Origin of the sequence: Lentzea sokolovensis (assembly GCF_033949975.1) — a bacterium.
GTDB classification, from domain to species: domain Bacteria; phylum Actinomycetota; class Actinomycetes; order Mycobacteriales; family Pseudonocardiaceae; genus Lentzea; species Lentzea sokolovensis.
Genome location: NZ_JAXAVU010000010.1, coordinates 961,682 through 981,796, shown reverse-complemented (window position 1 = coordinate 981,796; position 20,115 = coordinate 961,682). Strand labels below are relative to the sequence as shown.

23 protein-coding genes are annotated in these 20,115 nt (G+C 67.1%); 14 read left to right on the top strand and 9 right to left on the bottom strand.

Going from position 1 to position 20,115, the window contains the following annotated elements:
- Positions 1 to 288: 288 nt before the first annotated feature.
- Complete coding sequence (locus tag SK854_RS26715) at positions 289 to 675, bottom strand: hypothetical protein (protein ID WP_319977832.1); 387 nt, start codon at positions 673 to 675, stop codon at positions 289 to 291.
- Positions 676 to 918: 243 nt separating this feature from the next.
- Between SK854_RS26715 and rpmE the strand changes: the two genes are divergently transcribed.
- The 5 genes from rpmE (at position 919) to prmC (ending at position 5,793) form a co-directional block, all read left to right on the top strand.
- Positions 919 to 1,128 (top strand): 50S ribosomal protein L31, encoded by a 210-nt coding sequence (gene rpmE / locus SK854_RS26710; protein WP_030480430.1) that lies wholly within the window; start codon positions 919 to 921, stop codon positions 1,126 to 1,128.
- Positions 1,129 to 1,213: 85 nt separating this feature from the next.
- A complete protein-coding gene (gene prfA / locus SK854_RS26705) occupies positions 1,214 to 2,278 on the top strand; it encodes a peptide chain release factor 1 (protein WP_319977831.1) in 1,065 nt (354 codons plus the stop codon).
- Complete coding sequence (locus tag SK854_RS26700) at positions 2,211 to 3,509, top strand: acyl-CoA thioester hydrolase/BAAT C-terminal domain-containing protein (protein WP_319977830.1); 1,299 nt, start codon at positions 2,211 to 2,213, stop codon at positions 3,507 to 3,509. The genes prfA and SK854_RS26700 overlap by 68 nt, the downstream gene beginning before the upstream one ends.
- Before the next feature lie 11 nt (positions 3,510 to 3,520).
- Positions 3,521 to 4,906, top strand: coding sequence for a dihydrolipoyl dehydrogenase (lpdA, locus tag SK854_RS26695; protein WP_319977829.1), 1,386 nt, complete (start codon positions 3,521 to 3,523; stop codon positions 4,904 to 4,906).
- 20 nt (positions 4,907 to 4,926) lie between these two features.
- Entirely contained in the window at positions 4,927 to 5,793 is an 867-nt protein-coding gene (gene prmC, locus SK854_RS26690) for a peptide chain release factor N(5)-glutamine methyltransferase (protein ID WP_319977828.1), read from the top strand.
- A gap of 6 nt (positions 5,794 to 5,799) precedes the next feature.
- On the opposite strand, the gene SK854_RS26685 is transcribed toward prmC, so the two are convergent.
- Both SK854_RS26685 and SK854_RS26680 read right to left on the bottom strand, forming a co-directional pair.
- Positions 5,800 to 6,123: a hypothetical protein gene (locus SK854_RS26685; protein ID WP_319977827.1), complete on the bottom strand. Its 324-nt coding sequence runs from the start codon at positions 6,121 to 6,123 to the stop codon at positions 5,800 to 5,802.
- On the bottom strand, positions 6,120 to 7,793 hold the full coding sequence (locus tag SK854_RS26680) for a hypothetical protein (RefSeq protein WP_319977826.1): 1,674 nt from the start codon (positions 7,791 to 7,793) through the stop codon (positions 6,120 to 6,122). Before SK854_RS26680 ends, SK854_RS26685 begins: the two co-directional genes overlap by 4 nt.
- 218 nt (positions 7,794 to 8,011) lie before the next feature.
- On the opposite strand from SK854_RS26680, the gene SK854_RS26675 reads away from it, so the two are divergent.
- Positions 8,012 to 8,965, top strand: a complete 954-nt coding sequence (locus tag SK854_RS26675) for a TIR domain-containing protein (RefSeq protein ID WP_319977825.1) — start codon at positions 8,012 to 8,014, stop codon at positions 8,963 to 8,965.
- A gap of 279 nt (positions 8,966 to 9,244) precedes the next feature.
- Here SK854_RS26675 and SK854_RS26670 read toward each other — a convergent pair whose 3' ends face one another.
- From SK854_RS26670 to SK854_RS26650, 5 genes are all read right to left on the bottom strand, one after another.
- Positions 9,245 to 9,997, bottom strand: a complete 753-nt coding sequence (locus SK854_RS26670; RefSeq protein WP_319977824.1) for an ESX secretion-associated protein EspG — start codon at positions 9,995 to 9,997, stop codon at positions 9,245 to 9,247.
- Entirely contained in the window at positions 9,994 to 11,229 is a 1,236-nt protein-coding gene (locus tag SK854_RS26665; protein ID WP_319977823.1) for a hypothetical protein, read from the bottom strand. The genes SK854_RS26670 and SK854_RS26665 overlap by 4 nt, the downstream gene beginning before the upstream one ends.
- A gap of 21 nt (positions 11,230 to 11,250) precedes the next feature.
- Complete coding sequence (locus SK854_RS26660; RefSeq protein WP_319977822.1) at positions 11,251 to 11,796, bottom strand: DUF3558 domain-containing protein; 546 nt, start codon at positions 11,794 to 11,796, stop codon at positions 11,251 to 11,253.
- The gene (locus SK854_RS26655; protein WP_319977821.1) at positions 11,793 to 12,242 is read right to left on the bottom strand and encodes a hypothetical protein; all 450 of its coding nucleotides are present in this window, start codon (positions 12,240 to 12,242) and stop codon (positions 11,793 to 11,795) included. The genes SK854_RS26660 and SK854_RS26655 overlap by 4 nt, the downstream gene beginning before the upstream one ends.
- A gap of 158 nt (positions 12,243 to 12,400) precedes the next feature.
- Positions 12,401 to 13,588 (bottom strand): hypothetical protein, encoded by a 1,188-nt coding sequence (locus SK854_RS26650; RefSeq protein ID WP_319977820.1) that lies wholly within the window; start codon positions 13,586 to 13,588, stop codon positions 12,401 to 12,403.
- 196 nt (positions 13,589 to 13,784) lie between these two features.
- Between SK854_RS26650 and SK854_RS26645 the strand changes: the two genes are divergently transcribed.
- Together SK854_RS26645 and SK854_RS26640 are read left to right on the top strand one after the other, a co-directional pair.
- Entirely contained in the window at positions 13,785 to 14,435 is a 651-nt protein-coding gene (locus SK854_RS26645) for an L-threonylcarbamoyladenylate synthase (RefSeq protein ID WP_319977819.1), read from the top strand.
- A gap of 81 nt (positions 14,436 to 14,516) precedes the next feature.
- Positions 14,517 to 15,659: a glycosyltransferase family 4 protein gene (locus tag SK854_RS26640; protein ID WP_093592693.1), complete on the top strand. Its 1,143-nt coding sequence runs from the start codon at positions 14,517 to 14,519 to the stop codon at positions 15,657 to 15,659.
- An 8-nt stretch (positions 15,660 to 15,667) separates the two neighbouring features.
- Here the strand turns inward: SK854_RS26640 and SK854_RS26635 are convergent, their stop codons facing one another.
- Complete coding sequence (locus SK854_RS26635; RefSeq protein ID WP_319977818.1) at positions 15,668 to 16,054, bottom strand: hypothetical protein; 387 nt, start codon at positions 16,052 to 16,054, stop codon at positions 15,668 to 15,670.
- 131 nt (positions 16,055 to 16,185) lie between these two features.
- Here SK854_RS26635 and SK854_RS26630 point away from each other — a divergent pair, with 131 nt between their 5' ends.
- The 6 genes from SK854_RS26630 (at position 16,186) to SK854_RS26605 (ending at position 20,104) form a co-directional block, all read left to right on the top strand.
- Positions 16,186 to 16,944, top strand: coding sequence for an AfsR/SARP family transcriptional regulator (locus SK854_RS26630; protein ID WP_319977817.1), 759 nt, complete (start codon positions 16,186 to 16,188; stop codon positions 16,942 to 16,944).
- Positions 16,945 to 16,993: 49 nt separating this feature from the next.
- Positions 16,994 to 17,440, top strand: a complete 447-nt coding sequence (locus tag SK854_RS26625) for a hypothetical protein (protein ID WP_093592702.1) — start codon at positions 16,994 to 16,996, stop codon at positions 17,438 to 17,440.
- A 148-nt stretch (positions 17,441 to 17,588) separates the two neighbouring features.
- Entirely contained in the window at positions 17,589 to 18,365 is a 777-nt protein-coding gene (atpB, locus tag SK854_RS26620) for a F0F1 ATP synthase subunit A (RefSeq protein ID WP_093592705.1), read from the top strand.
- A gap of 60 nt (positions 18,366 to 18,425) precedes the next feature.
- Positions 18,426 to 18,683 carry an ATP synthase subunit c family protein gene (locus SK854_RS26615; RefSeq protein WP_319977816.1) on the top strand — a complete coding sequence of 86 codons (258 nt, stop codon included), beginning with the start codon at positions 18,426 to 18,428 and terminating at the stop codon, positions 18,681 to 18,683.
- Positions 18,684 to 18,724: 41 nt separating this feature from the next.
- A complete protein-coding gene (locus SK854_RS26610; protein WP_093593714.1) occupies positions 18,725 to 19,267 on the top strand; it encodes a F0F1 ATP synthase subunit B in 543 nt (180 codons plus the stop codon).
- Positions 19,268 to 19,270: 3 nt separating this feature from the next.
- Positions 19,271 to 20,104 (top strand): F0F1 ATP synthase subunit delta, encoded by an 834-nt coding sequence (locus tag SK854_RS26605; protein WP_319977870.1) that lies wholly within the window; start codon positions 19,271 to 19,273, stop codon positions 20,102 to 20,104.
- Positions 20,105 to 20,115: the final 11 nt, after the last annotated feature.

The following is a 20,115-nucleotide window of genomic DNA, read 5'->3' as shown; positions in this document are numbered from 1 at the left end:
ATGGCACGACTCGTGACGAAGCCACCCCACCCGGACCGCACGGTAAGGACGGCTCGCCTCCGGCATCGCGGGTGATCAGGCGTTCGCCGTGACCGCGTGCTCTGACTGCTTGCCTTCGGCATCGCTTGCGGGCGGTGCTTGCCGTGACCGCGTGCTCTGGCTGCTCGCCTTCGGGCTCGCGGGCGCCCTTGCTCTCGCTTCGCGGGAGTGTCAGACCTCGTCGCTAAGTTGGGTCGCGGGGGATCCTGAACTCAAGGGGACCCCTGCGTCAGCCTGCGTTTGCGCTGGTCAGCGGCAGCGGGTGGTCTGGCGGCTCTCGTCGTTCTGCATCAGCGCCTGGAACGCCAGGCCCATCAGCACCGGCAGTCCCACCACCGTCGCGGCCACGGCGGGTACCTCCACCGCGCCCTCCACGACGCCGAGCGCCAGGACTGCTGCCAGGTAGGGCCACCTCAGCCAGGTGCGTTGCCAGGTTCGCTTCCAGCGCACCCCGCCGGAGACCGCCGCGGCCACTGCCACGCCGGCTCCCGTCACCACCGGTGACAGCGGCACCGTGGTCCAGGAAGCCGTGATCAGCCCTGCCGACCCCATGAGGCCGAACACGGCGGCGGAGAACAGGAACGGCACTGCCAGCCACGTGTGCTGGTTCATCGGCCGCTCTGAGGTGCAGAACACGGCACACAGTCTGATGGAGACCCGCCAACAACATGGAGTCGTATTTGGCCGAGCGGCCACACCTTGCGCCGAACGGCGTATCACGGAGGTTAAGCGGCTGTGACTTAGGCCACGGGGCGGGGTTGGGAACAACCGCGTTTTTGCACGTGTTGAACGGTCTGGCAAACTAAATGGTCGAGTCCGGCTCCGGTTCACCCGTTCACCAACTGGGACCCGGCGGCCATCCTTGAAAGGGACAAGATCTTGAAGACTGGCATCCACCCCGAGTACACCCCCACCGAAGTGACCTGCAGCTGCGGGAACACGTTCACGACGCGCAGCACCTCGGCTTCCGAGGTTCGCGTCGAAATGTGCTCCAACTGCCACCCGTTCTACACGGGCAAGCAGCGCATCCTGGACACCGGCGGTCGCGTCGCGCGCTTCGAGGCGCGTTACGGCAAGCGCAACAAGTAGCTGCTTTCACGGCGCCTGACCTCGGCCTTCTGGCCGGGGCGGGCGCCGTCGCCGTTTCCACGGAAACCCAACGAAAGCAGGAGACGTGTCGCAGTCGCTGGACAGCTTGCTCGCCGAGTACGACGAGCTGGAGAAGAAGCTCGCCGATCCCTCCGTGCACGCTGACCAGGCGGGGGCGCGCAAGCTCGGCAAGCGGTACGCCGCGCTCGGGCCCGTCGTGAAGACGGCGCGGGAGATCGAGCAGGCGAAGAGTGATCTGGAGGCGGCGAAGGAACTCGCTGCCGAGGACCGGTCCTTCCAGGAGGAGGTCGAGCAGATCGAGGAGCAGCTCCCCAAGCTGGAGGAGAAGCTCAACGAACTGCTGCTGCCGCGTGACCCGCACGACGGCGACGACGTGCTGCTGGAGATCAAGTCCGGTGAAGGTGGCGAGGAGTCCGCGCTGTTCGCCGGGGACCTACTGCGTATGTATACGCGGTATGCGGAGCGCCACGGGTGGAAGGTCGAGATGCTCGACGGCACCGACTCCGACCTCGGCGGGTTCAAGGACGTCACCGTCTCCATCAAGACCAAGAACCCGGTGCCGGACGGGGTGTGGAGCCGGCTGAAGTGGGAGGGCGGCGTGCACCGCGTGCAGCGCGTGCCCGTCACCGAGTCGCAGGGGCGCATTCACACCTCCGCCGCCGGTGTTCTCGTCTTCCCGGAGACCGAGGAGACCGCCGCGGTCGAGATCGACGAGAAGGACCTGCGGATCGACGTCTACCGGTCGTCCGGCAAGGGTGGTCAGTCGGTCAACACCACCGACTCCGCCGTGCGCATCACGCACCTGCCGACCGGCATCGTCACGTCGTGCCAGAACGAGCGCAGCCAGTTGCAGAACAAGGCTCGCGCCATGCAGGTGCTGCAGAGCCGTCTCGTGGCCCTCGCCGAGGAGCAGAAGGCGCAGGAGCAGTCGGACGCGCGGCGCACCCAGATCCGCACCGTCGACCGCAGTGAACGGGTGAGGACCTACAACTTCCCCGAATCACGCATCTCCGATCACCGGGTTGGGTACAAAGCGCATAACCTGGACCAGGTGCTCGACGGTGACCTGGACGCGGTGGTGGACGCACTCGCCGCCGCTGACCGGGCAGAACGGCTCGCAGGCGGGTAATCCGACGTGGGAGGGGCGCGTTGTGGCCGAGATCTTGGTGAATCCGCAGTCAGCGCCCCTCGACCAGTCGGTCGACGTGGTCGTGGCCGGGCTGAAACCCGGCCAGACAGTCACCGTGCAGCTCTCCACGGGCGATCGCGCCTCTCATGCCGTGTTCGAGGCGGACGACCGTGGCGTCGTAGATCTGACCAGGCACGCACCGCTCGATGGCAGCTATCGCGGCGTTGACCCGATGGGGTTGTTCTGGTCGTTGGAACGCACCGGTGGCAAGGCCGGCCCCACCGTGCTGTCCGTCGAGGGCGTGGGGGACCGCGTTCTCGAACGGCTCGCTGTGCCCGAGGGCGTCGAGCGGCTGGAGGTCCGGGAGAACGGACTGGTCGGCACGCTGTTCGCCCCTGAGGACGACGGAGGCGAGCTGCCGGGCGTCATCGTGCTCAGCGGGTCCGAAGGCGGCATCCACGAGACTGACGCGGCGCTGCTGGCCGGGCACGGGTTCGTCACGTTCGCGCTCGGCTACTTCGGCATGAAGGGCCTGCCCGAGAACCTCGTCGACATCCCGCTCGAGTACTTCGGCAAGGCCATCGACTACCTCTCCGAACACGCGGGCGAGATCGGTGTCATCGGCGGGTCGCGCGGCGGTGAGCTGGCGTTGCTCGTCGGCGCGACGTTCTCGCAGGTCAGTGCCGTGGTGAGTGTCGTCGGCAGCGGCGTGGTGACGCAGGCGATCGGGCCGGGCGCCAACCTGTTGCAGAAGCTCTCGTACGAAGCGGCGTCGTGGACCCTCAAGGGCGAGCCGCTGCCGTATCTGCCGTACGAGATCGGCGACGAGCTGCGGGCGAAGATCGTCAACGACGAACCGGTGCCGTTGCGGCTCGCGTTCAGCACCGAGGACGGCATCCCCGAGGACACCGAGATCCCCGTCGAACGGATCGTCGGGGGTGTGTTGCTCATCTCGTCCGGACAGGACGACGGGTGGCCCAGCGTCGACCTGAGCGAGGTCGCGATGCGGCGGCTCAAGGACCACGAGCACCCGTTCCCGTACGAGCACGTCGTGTATCCCGAGGCAGGACACCTGATCGCGGGCCCGCCGCACCGGCCGGCCACCGACGTGACCTATCCGGGTCCCGGTGTCACCTTCTCGGGTGGTGGTGTCCCGCACGCGACCGCGCACGCTCAGGCGAACGCCTGGAAACGGACGGTTGAGTTCTTGCGGGAGCAGCTCGGGAGCTAGGTTGTGTGCTTATGAGCGCACACTTTGATGTCGTGGTCGTGGGTGCGGGTCCCGGCGGGTACGTCGCCGCGATCCGTGCGGCTCAGCTCGGGCTGAAGACCGCCATCGTCGAGGAGAAGTACTGGGGCGGCGTCTGCCTGAACGTCGGCTGCATCCCTTCGAAGGCCCTGCTGCGCAACGCTGAGCTCGCGCACATCTTCACGCACGAGCAGAAGACGTTCGGCATCAAGGTCGACGGCACCGTGAGCTTCGACTACGGCCAGGCGTGGCAGCGCAGCCGCAAGGTCGCGGACGGGCGCGTCAAGGGCGTGCACTTCCTCATGAAGAAGAACGGCATCACCGAGTACAACGGGTGGGCCAACTTCACCGACGACCACTCGCTGACCGTCGGGGACGAGACGATCACGTTCGGCCACGCGATCATCGCCGTGGGCGCCACGACCCGGATGCTGCCGAACACGCAGAAGTCCGACCGCGTCGTGACCTACGAAGAGCAGATCATGACCGAGCAGCTGCCCGACTCGATCATCATCGCGGGCGCCGGCGCGATCGGCGTCGAGTTCGCCTACGTCATGCACAACTACGGCGTGAAGGTCACCATCGTCGAGTTCCTCGACCGGATGGTGCCGCTGGAGGACGCCGAGATCTCCGCCGAGCTGCTCAAGCGCTACAAGAAGCTGGGCGTCGACGTCCGCGTCGGCACGCGGGTCGAGTCGATCGACGAGTCGGGCGAGAAGGTCCGCGTCACGGTGTCGAAGGACGGCGCCCAGGAGGTCCTGGAAGCCGACAAGGTCATGCAGGCCATCGGTTTCGTGCCGCGCGTCGAGGGCTACGGCCTGGAGAACACCGGCGTGAAGCTCACCGAGCGCGGTGCGATCGACATCGACGGCCGCGGCCGCACGTCCGTGCCGCACATCTTCGCGATCGGCGACGTCACCGCGAAGCTGATGCTCGCGCACGCCGCCGAGTCGATGGGCATCATCGCCGCGGAGACCATCGCGGGCGCCGAGACGATGGAGCTCGACTTCGTCATGATCCCGCGGGCGACGTTCTGCCAGCCGCAGATCGCGTCGTTCGGCTACACCGAGGCGCAGGCCCGCGAGAAGGGCTTCGACGTCCAGGTCGCGAAGTTCCCGTTCACCGCGAACGGCAAGGCGCACGGCCTCGGCGACTTCGCCGGGTTCGTGAAGCTGATCAGCGACGGCAAGCACGGCGAGTTGCTCGGCGGCCACATCATCGGCCCCGAGGCGACCGAGCTGCTGCCCGAGCTCACGCTGGCGCAGCAGTGGGACCTCACCGTCAACGAGGTCGCGCGCAACGTCCACGCGCACCCGACGCTGTCGGAGGCCGTCAAGGAAGCGGTGCACGGCCTGGCCGGGCACATGATCAACTTCTGAGGTAGTTTTCTCATCTGATGATGAACCGGCAACCGCTCCGCCTCGCCGTCTCCGAGGCGGCCAAGATCCTCGCCGAGGCGGGTGTGGACAGTCCGCGCGTCGACGCGGAGTACCTGGCCGCGCACGTGCTCGGAGTCGAGCGCGGGCGGTTGCCGCTCATCCCGCTGGTCGATCCGTCGGTGATCGACCAGCTGCACAAGCTCGTGCTCGTTCGTGCCTCGCGCATTCCGTTGCAGCACATCCTCGGCTGGTCGCCGATGGGCACCATCACCGTCGAGGTCGGGCCCGGTGTGTTCGTGCCGCGGCCGGAGACCGAACTGCTGATGGAGTGGGGCCTCAAGGCGCTGGTCGGCGTTTCCTCACCGGTCGTCGTGGACCTGTGCACGGGAACGGGTGCGCTGGCGTTGTCCATCGCGGCCGCGCGCCCGGACGCCGTGGTGCACGCGGTGGAGATCGATCCGCAGGCGATCTCGTGGACGCGGCGGAACGCGAACGCGCGGGTGGCCGCCGGGGACACGCCGATCCGGTTGCACTCGGGGGACGCCACCGACCCGTCGCTGCTGTCCGATCTGGACGGTCTGGTGGATCTCGTGGTGTGCAATCCGCCTTACGTGCCAGAGGGAACTCCCGTGCAGCCCGAGGTGGGTGTGCACGATCCGCACCACGCGGTGTTCTCCGGCGCGGACGGGCTGGACGTGATTCGGCACGTCGTGCGGGCGGCGGCGCGCTGGCTCAAGCCCGGCGGGTCCGTCGGCATCGAGCACGACGACACGCAGGGGGAGTCCGTGCCGGCGCTGCTGGCCGCGCGCCGGGTGCTCGCGGACGTCACCGATCACGCCGACCTGGCGGGGCGGCCCCGGTTCGCGACCGCCCGCAAAGTCGGTTAGATCGTTTTAGAAGAGCGCGTCGAAGGCCTTCGACAGGTCCTTCATCTGCTCGCCGAGGCCGCGGTCCGCCAGCTTGTCCATCAGGTGGTCCGCGACGTCCTTGCTGGGCTTGGGTTTGCGTGCCTCGGCGCGGAGATCGTCCACCGTCTCGATCGTGGACGTGGGTGCCTGGGTCTCGGTCAGGTCCTCGCGCAGCTCGTCGAGCAGCCGCAGCACGGCGCTCACGTCCTTGATGTGTCCGATGTGGACGTCCCCGGTTCTGGCGCGTCCACTGGTGCCGATGTTGCTGCCGATCACCGGCCCCTGGATCTCGAAGTTGCGTTCGTTCATGACTTACCCCTGGTCGTGCCGGTGTTGCCGGTGCGTGCCTTGCCGGCCGTGGCGATGTTGCTGGAGATCACCGGGCCCGTGATGTGCACGTTGTTGCTCGTCACCTGCATGGCCTGTTCCATGAACTCGGTGACCGAGATTCCCTTGCTCTCCAGGAACTCGCCCAGAGTGCGCAACAGCCGTGACTCCAGCACCTTGATGTAGCGCTCGACGTCGGTGAGCTGGAAGTAGTTGTCGACCTGGTTCCTGCTCGCGAGCTCGCGCAGGCTGTTGCTGGCGCCGTACCGTGCCGCGACGAACGTGCCTTCCGCCTGGTGGATCGGGTTCATCCAGCCCACGGCCGTGGCGAACCGCTTCGGCAGCGACGCGGGGAACTTCAGCAGGTCGACGATCGCGTCGAGGAACGGGCGCATCGACTGTTCCGGCAGCACGTCGATCTGCCGGTGGTGGGCGTGGATCGGGTGCAGGATGCAGGGAGTCCACTCGACGTAGAGCATCTCCTCGTCGAGTCCGAACGTCAGGTACGCGGAGAGGACGACGTCGCGGTCCCACGTCTCGACCTGGAACGAGCGGAAGTAGCGCATCCACTCCATCGGCCTGGCGATCAGATCGTCCACAACGGACCTGTCCACCGCCGACTCCGGCGAATGATCCTTGTTCGGCAACACGATTCGCGCTTCGGCGTCGTCGATGTGGTCGATCAGCTCGACCGAGGAGATGACGACGCGGTCACCGGTCTTCAGCCCGCGCAACCGATGCCCCGGTGAGAGCGACGGCGAGCGGCCCGTCTTGACCAGTTCGCTCGTGATCCGGTCGTACAGCTCCACGAGGGCGAATCCGGGCAGTGGCGCGTCGGTCTTGTCCTTGGCGAGCCGGAGAGGCAGCGCCATGGACCACGGTTCGAACATCGTGCCGGAGCCGACGAACGGGCGATAGCCGTGATAGACGATCACCTGCGCCTCGTTCGCGTCGTCAGGCTCGGCGTCGTTCTCGGTCGGATAGAGCGCGAGCGCTTCGGCGTAGTTCGAGTGCCCAAGTTCCCGGAACTTCCACTCGTTTCGCCACAGCTGCTCCTCGCCCTTGCTGGTGCGGAAACCGGCGCGCCGGAAGCTCTTCGTCACCAGCAGCCAGGTCACGACCCGATCGCCCAGCAGCACCGCGAAGATCAGCGCGATCGCGATGATCAAGGTCGCGAGCACGGCGCCGCTGCTCTCCTGCTCGCACACCTCGTACCTGGGCCTGCAGTACTCGCTGGAGGCGGCGAGCTCTTCCATGAACTTGTACAGCACGAAGAAAAGCGCGATCGCGCTGGCGATCGAGCCGAGCACGGCCGGCCCGCGCATGTGAGGCGCGGTCTTCTTCGGACGCGTGAGCGCCAAGCGCGCCCCGGTCCCGACCGCCACGATCGAGGCGACCACCAGCCACCCCACGAGCAGCGTCCCGTTCGCGGCGAACAGCACCACGACCGCCAGCGCCAGCAACAGAGCGTCGCGCACTTTGCGCCGCGTGCGTGCCGCCACCGCCTCCCGCAACACCGCGCCGGAGTTGACTCCTGGCGACCGCGGAATCGACCGAGTGGCCTCGACGAGGTACTCGCGAATGGCCGAGTCCGCGAACTCCTCGTCTCGGTGAGCGGCTCCGCAGAGGAAGCGGGTTGTGTCGTCGCGCAACTTCGGAGAATCGTTTCCCGTCGTTGCCGCGGGAGTTGACATTGTCCTGTCCACTTTCTGTCATTGAAATCGAGCACTCTGTGTTTGTGCTGGTCAGGGACATGGTGAGACAACGAACAACATGCAATTCGTACCGTTGCTGGCACAATAGTCGCTCCTGATCGGAATGGGGCAGAGGTGGCCGAATTGCACATTGTCAATGCGCCGAACGAGGGCAAATGACGCGCTTCTCGGACGCGCCGCCGATCCGTTGCTTCCTGAGCTACGCGCGCCAGGACGACGTGGTGATGGACTTCGTCGCCCCGTTCGCCACAGCACTGCGCCACTACGCCTACGCGGACCGGGGCCGCTCGCTGGAGATCTTCCTCGACCGCGAGGCCATCGGCTGGGGAGACCTCGTCCAGCCGACCCTGCGCTCCGCCGTCCGCGGCACCACCGTGCTGATCCCGGTGCTGACCCGCCGCTACTTCGACCGCCCGTACTGCCGCGAGGAGCTGTTCCTCTTCTACAACCAGGCTTTCGTGGACGGCGTGCGAGGCCTCCTGCTCCCCGTCGTCCTGCTCGGCGCCGACCACCTGACCGAACACAACCCCGACCTGGCCGTGCAACTGGTCGTCGAACGCCAGCACCGCAGCGTCCGCGAAGCCTGGATCGAGGGCCCGTCATCCCCGGCATGGCGCCGCACGATGCTCGCGCTGGCGTCAGAACTCGTGGACAACGTGGAAGCCGCCGAACGCACGCTGCTCGCACCTCCCGTTCCGCCCGAGGTCGATGTTCCCGCTTTGCTGGCCCGATTCTCCCGCGACGTCGAGGTGGTGATCGACTCCTGCAGCAGCGTGGTGGCGGACTTCCAGGCCCTGCTGGGCGTCGACCAGGCGGCGCTGGCCCCTGCCGCCGTCCGCCTGCGAGATGCCGGCCGCACGTTCGAACGCCAAGCCTTCGAGACGGACCGAGCCCTGCGCTCGGCCGGCGTTCCCTCGGCTGCGCGTTTCTCGGAACTGGACGACCTCGTACCGGGCGTGGAAGCCCTCCTGACGTCGACGCACCGCCTGGAGGCGTCCGACGTACCGATCCGCCGCACGATGACGGTGTTCCGCGAGGGCCTCACCGCGCTGCGCAGCGGCCTGCGAGTCGTGGAGTCCTGGGCGGAGTGGCCAAATCCTGGCCAATAACGCGTCGTTTGGGCCCGTTGGGGTCAAACGGTCGTATGTTCTCCGCGGGGAGGGCACGCGGTCACGCGCTATGAGGATCCGCCGCCTCGCGCGTGACCGCGTGTACGCCTACTGCTTCGGCGCGGGTTCGCGCACCGGAAGCCGCGTGTGTCAGACGCATCGCGGTGGGCGAGAACTCGATGCTGCAGCGCGCCGTTCGGTGCGACCTGGACGGTCACCGCCTCGTTGGGCGAGGTGACGGTGCCCGGGGCTCCAGGTCCGCGATCATCTGTTCCGGGTTCATCGTTCGCTCGTCATCGCCAGAACCTGTCCGAGGTGCCGTGCCAGGCCCATGTTGTCCGCGGGGCTGATGGTGAACCAGCCGCTGCGGGTCTCGATGTTGGAGTAGCGGCCCCGGTTCGTGTCGATCCAGGTGACCGGCGGGAAGTCGCGCTTGGTGCGGCCCTGTCCCAGCTGCACGAGGAAGTGGCCGTTGCCGATGGCGGGCCCGGTCAGCATCTGCTTGGCGATGCGGACGTCGTCGTTCTCCATCGTGCGAACCGCCTGCCGGAAGCCCTCCTGTTGCTGCTGCTGGGCTTCGAAGGCCTGGGCCGGCACCGTCACCGGCTTGCCGGGGCCTGGGCGGCCCGGAGGCATGGCGTTCGCGAGACTCGTGGCGATCTCGTTGGGCTGCACCAGGTTCAGCGTGACGGCCGTGTCGTCCTGTGTCACCAGCACCGCGTAACCGCCGCGCGCCACCACGCTCGCGCGGACCAGCTTCTGCTGGTTCATGTCCGGGATGCACAGGGCGATCACGCGGAGTTCGGGGCGCGCCAACAGGTTCAGCGCGTCCTCGAGGTCCGGCTCAGGCCTGCCGCGCCGTACCAGGTTCCGGCGTTCGAGGTCGGCGTGCACGGAGGCCTTGATGCGCGCGCGTTCGTCGAGCGTCTCGCCGTGCTGGCTGACGTCGAAGGGGTACGGGATGCTCCCCGCCCGCAGGTCCTCCCAGAGGACCTCGAACGCGGGCAGGGAGAGCTGCGCGATCCGCCTCATCCGCCGATCACCGGCGGCGCGACCATGCGATCGTCGTCGAAGAACTCATCGGTGGGGATGAGGTAGTTCGACTTGTGCTCCTTGTCGTCCTCCCCGCCTTTGCCGCCACCAGCGCCACCCCCGGCACCCATGCCGCCGGCCGCACCCGCACGACCCGCCGCACCCGCACCGGCGGCACCCGTGCCACCCGGACCGCCGCCGCCCATGACGCCGGCACCACCGCCGGGGTTGGCGGGGCCGAAGCTCCCCATCCCGCGCCCGGAACCGCCGACGCCCGCCATGCCGCCAGGGCCCATGCCGCGACCGCCACCTGCACCACCGCCGCCGCCGGGGCCACCGCGCCCCGTGCCGGGACCGCCGCCTGGAGGCCTGCCCTGCGTGCCGCCGCCGGGCGGTCGCACACCAGGAGGCAACACTCCGGGCGGGGTGAACGGGGGCCGGTTCTGGCCGCCGGGGTTGTTCTGGTTGTTGTTGCCTGGCTGCAGCAACGGGTCCTTGACCTGAGGCGCGGCCCACGCGGCGTTGGTCGTGCCGTTGTTGGAACCCGGAGGTGTCGACGGCATGCCCGTGTTGCTGCTGTTGCTGAACTGCTGGTTGGCGTTGACGTTGCTCAGGCTGTGCGAGCTGGTGGTGCTGCTCGGCTGCGTGACGCCCTGGTCCTGCGTGACCTGCGGCGTGGATTCCATGGTGGGCATGGACATCGCCGCCGACATCATCGTGTTGTCACGCGTCTGCATGACCTGAACGGCTTCAGCCTTGGCCTCTTGCTGTTCGTTGTGCTTGGAGAGCATCTCGAACGGCGCGCCCACCATGGCCGGCGGGAAGATGACCGAGGGACCGGTCCACTTCTTCATGATGTCCATCGGACTGAAGCTGACCGGCTCGGGCATGCTGCGGTTCGCCTGCACCGCGGCCTCACGCTGCTGTTCGATGGCTGTGGAGACGCGGGTGAACCCGTCGCCGGTCTGGTCCGCGAACGTGCCGATCTTGCTCAGAGCCTGCCGGACTCCGTCGGCTGCCCGTCCTGTCCACGCGCTCTGCGATCCGTTGATCAAGATGTTGAAGTCGGTCGCCAACTCCTTGAAGGTGGTGCCGAGCGACTTCCACGCCTCGCTGACGGTGGTCGCGGTGTCAGGGACGTAGTTCTGGGTGACCAGAGTCTTCATCTGCTCGTGCTGCTGGCCGGGGTAGTTCGCGTTGGGTGTTGGAATGGTGGGCTTGACGGGCGCCATGAGGTCCCCCCTCGGACGTCGTTACGGCAGCTTGGGTGCGATCAAGTCAGCAGCCTTCGACGCGCGCTCGCATGCGGCTGCAGTGTCCTCGGAGGACAGGCTCAACGTCGCGATGACCGCTACCGAGGAGCTCTCGGTCACGCCGATCACAACGGTGCACTGGGACTTGGCTCCGTCTGGAGCCTCCACCTTGGTCGCGTCGAACTTGCCGACCTTGATGTCGGAAACCTTGTCGCCCTGCAGGTTCAAGTCCTTGACACCTGCCTCCGTGCGAATGCCCGCACGAAGCCGCCCGTTGCCGGTCACCTTCCAGGAGCATCCGTCGGAGGTCGCCACCTTTTCCGCCTCGCCGGGAAGTTCCAGGCCAAGTCCGGTCGCGTCGGCGCCACTGAGCAGATCGCACGGCTTGAGCGCCTTCAACCCGGACGCGCTGCCCGTGTCGCTCGTCGGCGTGCTGCTGCTGCCGCCGCCGGTGGTCGGCGTCGGGTTGGCATTGCCCGATGTGCCGGTACAACCCGCCGTCAGCGCGGCGAGTCCGATCAAGGCGGAGATGAGGATGCGCTTCATGACTTCCCGTCGAGTTTCTTGAGCGAGGCGACGCCGGACTGGTCGGCATTCTGGTAGGAGGCGCGACTCTTCTCGATCTGCGTCTTCAGCGAGTCGATCGCTTGGTTGACGTCCAGGATCTGCTGGATCGCCTGCTTGCCGAAGTCCGTGTTGGTCTTGGTGACGTCTTGCGCGTACCCACCGCCGAGCTTGGCTTCCATGCTCAGTTCGGCGCGCTTCTCCATGATCTTCTCGAGCTCGTCCTTCATCGTGTCGAGCTTCTTGAGCATGGCCTCGACCAGATGTGGATCGACGGACAGCTGCTGGGTCTCGACCGCGACCGCGACCGCCTTGCCGGCGTCGGCGATGGCTTGGAGCCCACCTCCGAAGATGTCGGTCCACGAGCCCCCCGTGGCCTTGTCGGCGAAGGTGCCCACCTTGCCGCTCGTCACTGCTTCTTCAGACACAGAAGCTCGACCCTCCCCGATTGCGCTCTGTGGTCGACCCATGACCTTACAGTTGCGCGTCCGTTTGGGGGATGCGTTGAACTACTCAAGCTGTTCAGGTTGAAACTTTGCCTGGTCAGGGCGGTGTTGAATGCAGCAAGTGAGAATGAAGACGCGGGTCAGCGGATGAGCCCGGCCTCCGCGATCGCCTGCGCCGCGGGGACGAGCAGCGCGCGGCGCTCGTCCTGCGTGGGGTTCTCGGCGAGGGGGCCCCTGATGCTGACGCCGACGTGGCCGAGCTGGAACTGGAGGGTCCAGTCGGACCCGATCCTCAGCATGCAGGTTCGGCCGGTGCCGACCGACGGGGTCACGGCGACCACGTCGGCGATGTCGGGCCTGGACGTCAGGCCGCACAGCAGGGTGTTGTGCTCGGTTGCGGCCTGTTCGTTCTCGCGGACGGACAGCGAGACGTGCAGCTCGCGGTACTCGGCCTCGTTGAGGTCCCCGTTCGGCACGATGTTGTGGCGCTCGCAGGAGATCTGGCCCTCCCACTCCGGGCCTCGGTTCGACGCGGCCGGGTAGAACGTGCCCTCCGTCATCGCCGCTTCACCCGAGTGCGCCGGGAAGGACTTCCGGAACGCCGCTCTGCTCATGACCTCGCACGGGCTCTTGACCTTGCCGAGCAGTCCTGAGTAGACGTGGCGCATCGGAGCGGTGGGGCCTTTGGAGATCGCGGACTTCACCAGAGGTTCGAGTGCGGTCGCGAACGTCTGGACGTCCATCGTGCCGTAGGGCCCGGGGTTGTGCGTGTCGATGTACACGTTGATCAGGAGATCGGGCTTCCACAGGTCGATGTGCTGGGTCGTGGATTCAGCGTCGTTCCATTGGATCAGCGACAGGCCGTCTTCTGAGCGTGGGGTGCCAGGTCGTCGTGTTCCACCGGTCTGCAGGAAGGCGAGGTCTGCCGCGGTGTTGAACGGCGTCTGGCGCACGCTCACCCTGAGCGAGTTCCGATTCGACAACACGTAGGCGCAGTAGCTGGCGGAGTCCGCGGAGCTCTGGGCGGCCGCGGCATCGGGTGGTACGTCGCCGTCGAGGTGTTCGTGGGTGATGCCGTTCTTCGGGTCGAGTGAGACTCCGAGTCCAGCCAGTTGGTCGATCGTGATCACGGAGCAGGCGTCGTACAGGGCGGTGCCGCCGAACTTGAGCGGCGGGCCGTCGCCGGGCGCCTGTTTCAGCGTGATCTCCTCCACCTGCTGCGCCTGTGCCGGTTGCCGGTCACGGCTGGCGAGGTACCTGATGCCGAACACGCCGGCCGCCGCGACGAGCAGTACCGCCAGGCCGATCGAGATTCCGGCGATCAGCATCGTGCGCGGTTTTGGCGGCGTAGGTGGTGGTGCGCCTGCGGGCGCCCACGGGTTCGGTGGCTCTGCGTGCTGCTGGTCCATGATCTCCCCCAGATCTGAGCAAACCGCTCAAAAGTAGCTCTCCCGGGTGCGGCCCCGCAGGCAGTTAGCCGGGCCTTGCGACACCTTGTCGGGGCGGCTGGCTAGGCTCACCGAGGTGAGCACGGTCTACGACTGCAGCGAACCGGGCAATCGCGCGGCGGGGCTTGCCGCTGCCGCCGGCGCGGTGCGGAGCGGGCGCCTTGTCGTCCTGCCCACCGACACCGTCTACGGGATCGGCTGCGACGCGTTCGACGCGGAAGCCGTCCGGAGTCTTCTCGACGCCAAGGGGCGCGGGCCCGACATGCCCGTGCCCGTGCTGGTCGGGTCCTGGACCACCATCGACGGGCTGGTTCTCAGCGTGCCGCGGCAGGCTCGGGCGCTCATCGAGGCTTTTTGGCCCGGTGGGCTGAGCATCGTGTTGCCGCACGCGCCCAGCTTGGCGTGGGATTTGGGGCAGACGCGCGGCACGGTGATGCTGCGCATGCCGTTGCATCCCGTGGCCCTGGAGCTGTTGCGTGATGTTGGTCCGATGGCGGTGTCCAGCGCGAACAGGACCGGGCACGCGCCGGCTTCCAGCGCGCAGGAGGCTCGGGATCAGCTCGGCGACGCGGTGCCCGTGTACCTCGATGGTGGACTTAGTGGCGAGAACGTCGCCTCGACCATCGTCGACCTCACCGGGCCTGACGCGCTGATCCTGCGCGAGGGCGCTGTCACCAAAGAAGAGGTCAACGAGGTGCTCGGCATCGAGGTCGAGGTCGCGCGGTAGCGAGCGGCTGCCACAATTGATCATGGTCGCCGCGAGTACCGTGGCGACCACCCCGAACACCCCCGATTGATTGGTAGGCCCGTGGGGCCCGCATCCTCGTTCGTCCTTCCCGTGCGCGAGTACCTGCTCGTCGCGTTGATCGCTGCCGTCGTGACGTTCCTGCTCGTGGGGCTGGTGCGCGCGATGGCGTTCCGGCTCGGGGCAGTGGCGTACCCGCGGCAACGAGACGTGCACGTGCAGCCGATGCCGCGCATGGGTGGTGTCGCCATCTACGGCGGCGTGCTGTGCGGCATGTTCGTGGCGCACCAGTTGCCGGTGCTGCGGGCGGCGTTCGACTTCTCCAACGACCCGTGGGGCGTCATCGTCGCGGGCGGCGTCATCGTGCTCGTGGGCGCGATCGACGACAGGTTCGAGCTCGACTCGCTCACCAAGCTCGCCGGCCAGGTCACGGCGGCCGGGATCCTCGTGCTGTTCGGCCTGCAGTGGATGATCGCGTGGGTGCCGTGGGACGGCGGCGCGACCATCTCGCTCGACCAGAACCAGGGCGCTCTGCTGACGGTGTTGCTGGCCGTCACCATGATCAACGCGATGAACTTCGTCGACGGCCTCGACGGACTGGCGGCGGGCATCGGCCTCATCGCCGCGGCGGCCACGGCCGTGTTCTCGATCGGTCTGCTCGTCGAACGCCAGGGCGCCGTCGAGGCGTACCCGCCGGCCCTGATCGCCGCCGTGCTGGCGGGCGCGTGCCTCGGCTTCCTGCCGCACAACTTCAACCCCGCGCGCATCTTCATGGGCGACTCGGGCTCGATGCTCATCGGCCTCATGCTCGCCGCCGCCACCACCAGCGCGTCCGGCAAGATCAACCAGGCCACCGGCAGCGCGGCCGACCTGCTCGGTCTGCTCTCGCCGCTGATCGTGGTCGCCGCGGTGCTGTTCGTGCCGCTGCTCGACCTGCTGATGGCCATCATCCGACGCACACGGCGCGGCGAGAGCCCGTTCTCACCGGACAAGATGCACCTGCACCACCGGCTCCTGGAGATCGGGCACTCGCAGCGTCGTGCTGTGCTGCTCATCTACTTGTGGGCGGGCGTCCTGGCCTTCGGCGCGGTCGCGCTCACGCTGTTCGACCCGATCATCGTGGCCACGTGCTTCGTCATCGGGCTGATCGTGACGTTCGTGGTCTCAGTGATCCCCAGGCTCAGGGACGCCCGCAGCAAGTCCTGATGGGCCGGTCAGATCGGGTTCTCGACGCATGGACGGCCGATCAGCTCGAACGTGCCGTCGTCCTTCTTCATCCACCCCTCGGCACAGTGCTTCTGCCCGTCCGCGTAGTGGCGATCCATGTTGTAGTAGTAGAGGCTGCTCTGCCCCCACCTGCGCGTTTCCGAGGTCACGCTGTAGTCGGGACCGAACAGCCGGAAGAAGCCGTCGAAGGCCAGGTATGTGCCGACCGAGGTGACCTTGGCCCGAACCTGCGTCACATGGCCACCCTGACCCGCGGCCGTCACCGCGATGCTGCCGTTGATGCCGCTCGAGTCCGCGTGCGCGGCGGGCGCGATCATCAGCAGTGCTGCCGTCGTGGCGGTCAGCGCGATCGAGGCCGTTCGAACCTTGCCCATCGGAATCCCCCTCCGATCGTGGTTGTCAACGAGACCGACGCTAACCATCGGTTACGCCAATTCGCCTACATGAGATGTAGGCGAATGGAGTAGCGTTCCTGGAGGTTGACTGCCTGGGGGGAACGACAACCATGGAGAACTGCAGGTTCGGTCTGCTCGGAGAACTTTCGATCAACGACGGTGCTGTCACGCTCAAAGCGGGCAAGCTGCGCTGTCTGCTGGCCGCGCTGCTGTTGCGTGCGGGCAGGCCGGTCGCGCAGGCCGACCTCGTCGAGCAGATCTGGGACGAACCACCGTCCAGGGCGAACTCGACTCTGCAGGTCTACGTCGTGCGCTTGAGGCAGGCACTGGGCGGCCTCGGTTCATCGATCTTGCGCAGCAGCACGGGCTATCGCATCGATGTGGACACCGATCAAGTGGACCTGCACAGGTTTCGTGGTCTGGTATCGCGCCAGGACGCCGATGTCCGGACCCAACTCGGTGACCTCCGTGAGGCGCTGTCCCTGTGGCGCGGGCCGGCGTTGGCGGACATGGCGTCGGAGACCATGCGGTTCGAGGCCGACCGGCTCGACGAGGAACGACTTGTCGCGGTGGAGCGCAGGATCGAGTTGGAGATCGAACTGGGCGCGCACCGCGAACTCGTCCCCGAACTGCGTGCACTGACCCGGCGGTATCCGTTGCGCGAACGGTTCGCGGAGTTCCTGATGCTGGCGTTGCACCGCGGAGGGCGTTCGGCGGACGCACTGGCGATCTATCGAGATGTTCACCGGATGTTCGCGGACGAGCTGGGAGTTCGGCCGGGACGACGGCTGGCCGAGCTCAACGATCAGATCCTGTCCGGCCGGGAAATTGGTGCGCCATCTTGTTTGGGGCCGCTTAACCGCCGTTAACGAGGGGCTGCCCGCAGGTGTCGCAATGCGGGTTCCTAGACTTCGGGACATGAGCGACGCGGACAAGGCCGTCACGCACGAGCTGACCGTCCAGCGACTCGCCGGGGAAATGTTCCGCGAGGCCGCGTGGGCCGCGCTCGGCACGTTTGTCCTCGGCGTCGTCGTGTCAACTGTGATCTGGGGGACCGCTGGTCTCTTCGGGTCATTGATCGGTGGTGCGATCGCCATCGGTTCGAGCCTTGCCACGTTGTTGTTGATGCGCAAGACGGCGGCGCTCGATCCGATGTTCGTGATGGTCGCCGCACTCGGCGGATTCATGGGCAAGCTGATCGTGTTGCTGCTGGCGGTGATCCTGCTGCGCAACCAGCAGTGGCTTGAACCCAAGGCACTCGGAATCACCCTGGTGGCGACGGTGCTCGTGACGTCGTTCCTGGAGGCCAGAGCCTCCAAGCGCAGCCGTAGTCAGATGGTGGTCCCCGCGTCCGAAGGCGCCTAGACCTGCTGATATGGTCCGCGCAGACCAGGGACACCCGATAGCGGGGTGCCTCTGGTAGTCGCTTGCGAACCGTAAGGTACGTTAAGTCCAGATCGTGACGATTCCCCCGGCGGAGTGAACGCCGGCCGGGAGAACCGGAAGGAACACAGTGACCAAGTTGCTGGCCTCGGGGGGCGAGTTCGTCGCTCCCGGTGTGAAGGACTTCTTCCTCCCGCCGATCTTCGGCTCGGTCACCAAGCCGATGGTCCTGCTGGTGCTGTCGATCGTGATCATCGGTGTCTTCTTCATTGCGGCGACGCGCAACCTGAAGGTCGTTCCCGGCAAGTTCCAGTTCGCCGCCGAGTCGCTTTACGACTTCGGGCGCAACAACATCGCCAGGGAGCAGATCGGCGCGAAGGACTTCAAGCCCTTCGTCCCGCTCGTCCTCACGATCTTCTGCTTCATCCTGGTGAACAACCTGTTCGGGCTCATCCCGATCGTGCAGTTCCCCACGATGTCGCACATCGGCTTCCCGCTCGCCGTTTCGTTGCTCGTCGTTTACCCGGTGTACCACTTCGTCGGGTTCAAGCGGCACGGCTTCGTGGGCTACTTGAAGCACCAGACGATGCCGCCGGGCGCGCCGTGGTTCGTGCTCCCGCTGCTGATTCCGATCGAGTTCATCCAGAAGTTCATCCTGAACCCGATCACGCTGGCGGTCCGAGTTTTCGCGGCCATGTTCGCGGGTCACCTCCTGCTGCTGGTGTTCACCCTGGCTGGTGAGTTCCTGCTGCTGAATGGCGGTCTGACCGTCATCGTGGCGCCGGTGTCCTTCGCCTTCGCCATCGCGCTGACCTTCCTGGAGGCACTGATCATGTGCCTGCAGGCCTACATCTTCGCGCTGCTGTCTGCCAGCTACATCGGCATGGCGCTGGCAGAAGAGCACTGAGAAACACAAAGCCTCCGATCCGCGAACTCTCGCGGACCGAAGTGAAAGGGAACAGCAACAGTGAGCGCTTCCGTCGTTCTTGCCCAGGCCGGTGACATCAACCCGGGTCTCGCTGCTATCGGCTACGGCCTGGCCGCGATTGGCCCCGGCATCGGTGTCGGTCTGATCTTCTCCTCGGTCATCAGCGGCACCGCCCGCCAGCCCGAGGCCCGTGGCGTGCTGCTCGGCCTCGCGTGGACCACCTTCGCCATCGTCGAGGTCCTCGCACTGATCGGCTTCGTCGTGTACTTCATCGCGACCGCCGCGACCGGCGCCTGACCTAACCCTTCAACGCGTTAGGAGACGTCGTGTTCCACGCCTTGATCCTGGCCGCGGAGGACCCTGCGAAGGTCAACCCGGTCATTCCGCACACCGCGGAGATCATCCTCGGGCTCGTCGCCTTCCTGCTCCTCCTCTTCGTCATCAAGAAGTTCGTCTCGCCGCGCTTCGAGGCGCTGTACGCGGAGCGGACGGCCAAGATCGAGGGTGGCATCGAGAAGGCGGAGCAGGCTCAGGCCGAGGCTCAGCGCACTCTTGAGCAGTACAAGGAGCAGCTGGCCGAGGCTCGCGCCGAGGCCGCCCGCATCCGCGACGACGCCCGGGCCGAAGGCCTGCAGATCGTCGAGGAGCTGCGCGAGCAGGCGCAGGCCGAGTCCTCGCGCATCATCGCGCAGGGCCAGCACCAGCTGGACGCTCAGCGCGCCCAGATCGTCGCGGAGCTGCGTGCCGACCTCGGCCGCACCGCTGTCGAGCTGGCGAGCAAGGTCGTGGGCGAGTCCCTCGAGGACGACTCCCGCCGCCGTGGCACCGTCGACCGCTTCCTCAACGAGCTGGACGCCGTCGCGGCGCCCGCGAGCAAGTAGAGGCTGCCGATGACGTTGCATGCCGCAAGTCGTGAAGCTCTGGCAGCCGCGGAACTGCGGCTGCTGGAGCTGGCCGACGCCACCACGTCGACGGACGACCTCGCCAAGCTCGGCGAGGAGCTCTTCGCCGTGCTCGGCCTGCTGATCCAGCAACGGTCGCTGCGTGGCGCGCTCGCCGACGCCTCGTCCGAGGCCGCGGGCCGTGAGCAGCTGCTCACCGGCCTGTTCGGGGGCAAGGTGAGCGACGCGACCCTGCAGGTGCTGGTCGCCGTCGTGACCGCGCGCTGGTCCAGCCCGCGCGAGCTCGTCGACGGTGTCGAGTCGCTCGCCCGCACCGCGCTGCTGGTGCGTGCCGAGCGCGACGGTCAGCTCGACTCGACCGAGGACGAGCTGTTCCGGCTCGGCCGCATCGTTGCTGGTTCGAACGAGCTCGAGCTGCTGCTGGCGGACCCCGCCGGTGACGCCTCCGGCAAGGTCGCGCTGGTCGACTCCCTGATCGAGGGGAAGGTCAGCCCGGTCACCAAGACGCTGGTGGACCAGCTGGTCCGCAACCCGCGTGGGGTGCGTGTGGCGGACGGGCTCTCCGAGCTCGCCGACCTGGCGGCCAAGCGCCGTCAGCGTTCCGTCGCGCACGTCCGGTCCGCGGTGGCGCTGACCGCGGAGCAGGTCGACCGCTTGACCGCGACGCTGACCACGATCTACTCGCGCCCGATCGCGCTGCACGTCGAGGTCGACCCCGCACTGGGCGGCGGCCTCACGATCAAGATCGGCGACGAGATCATCGACGGAAGCATCGCCGGCCGGTTGGCGGCACTGCGCCGCAATCTCGCCAGCTAGCCCCCGAGCCC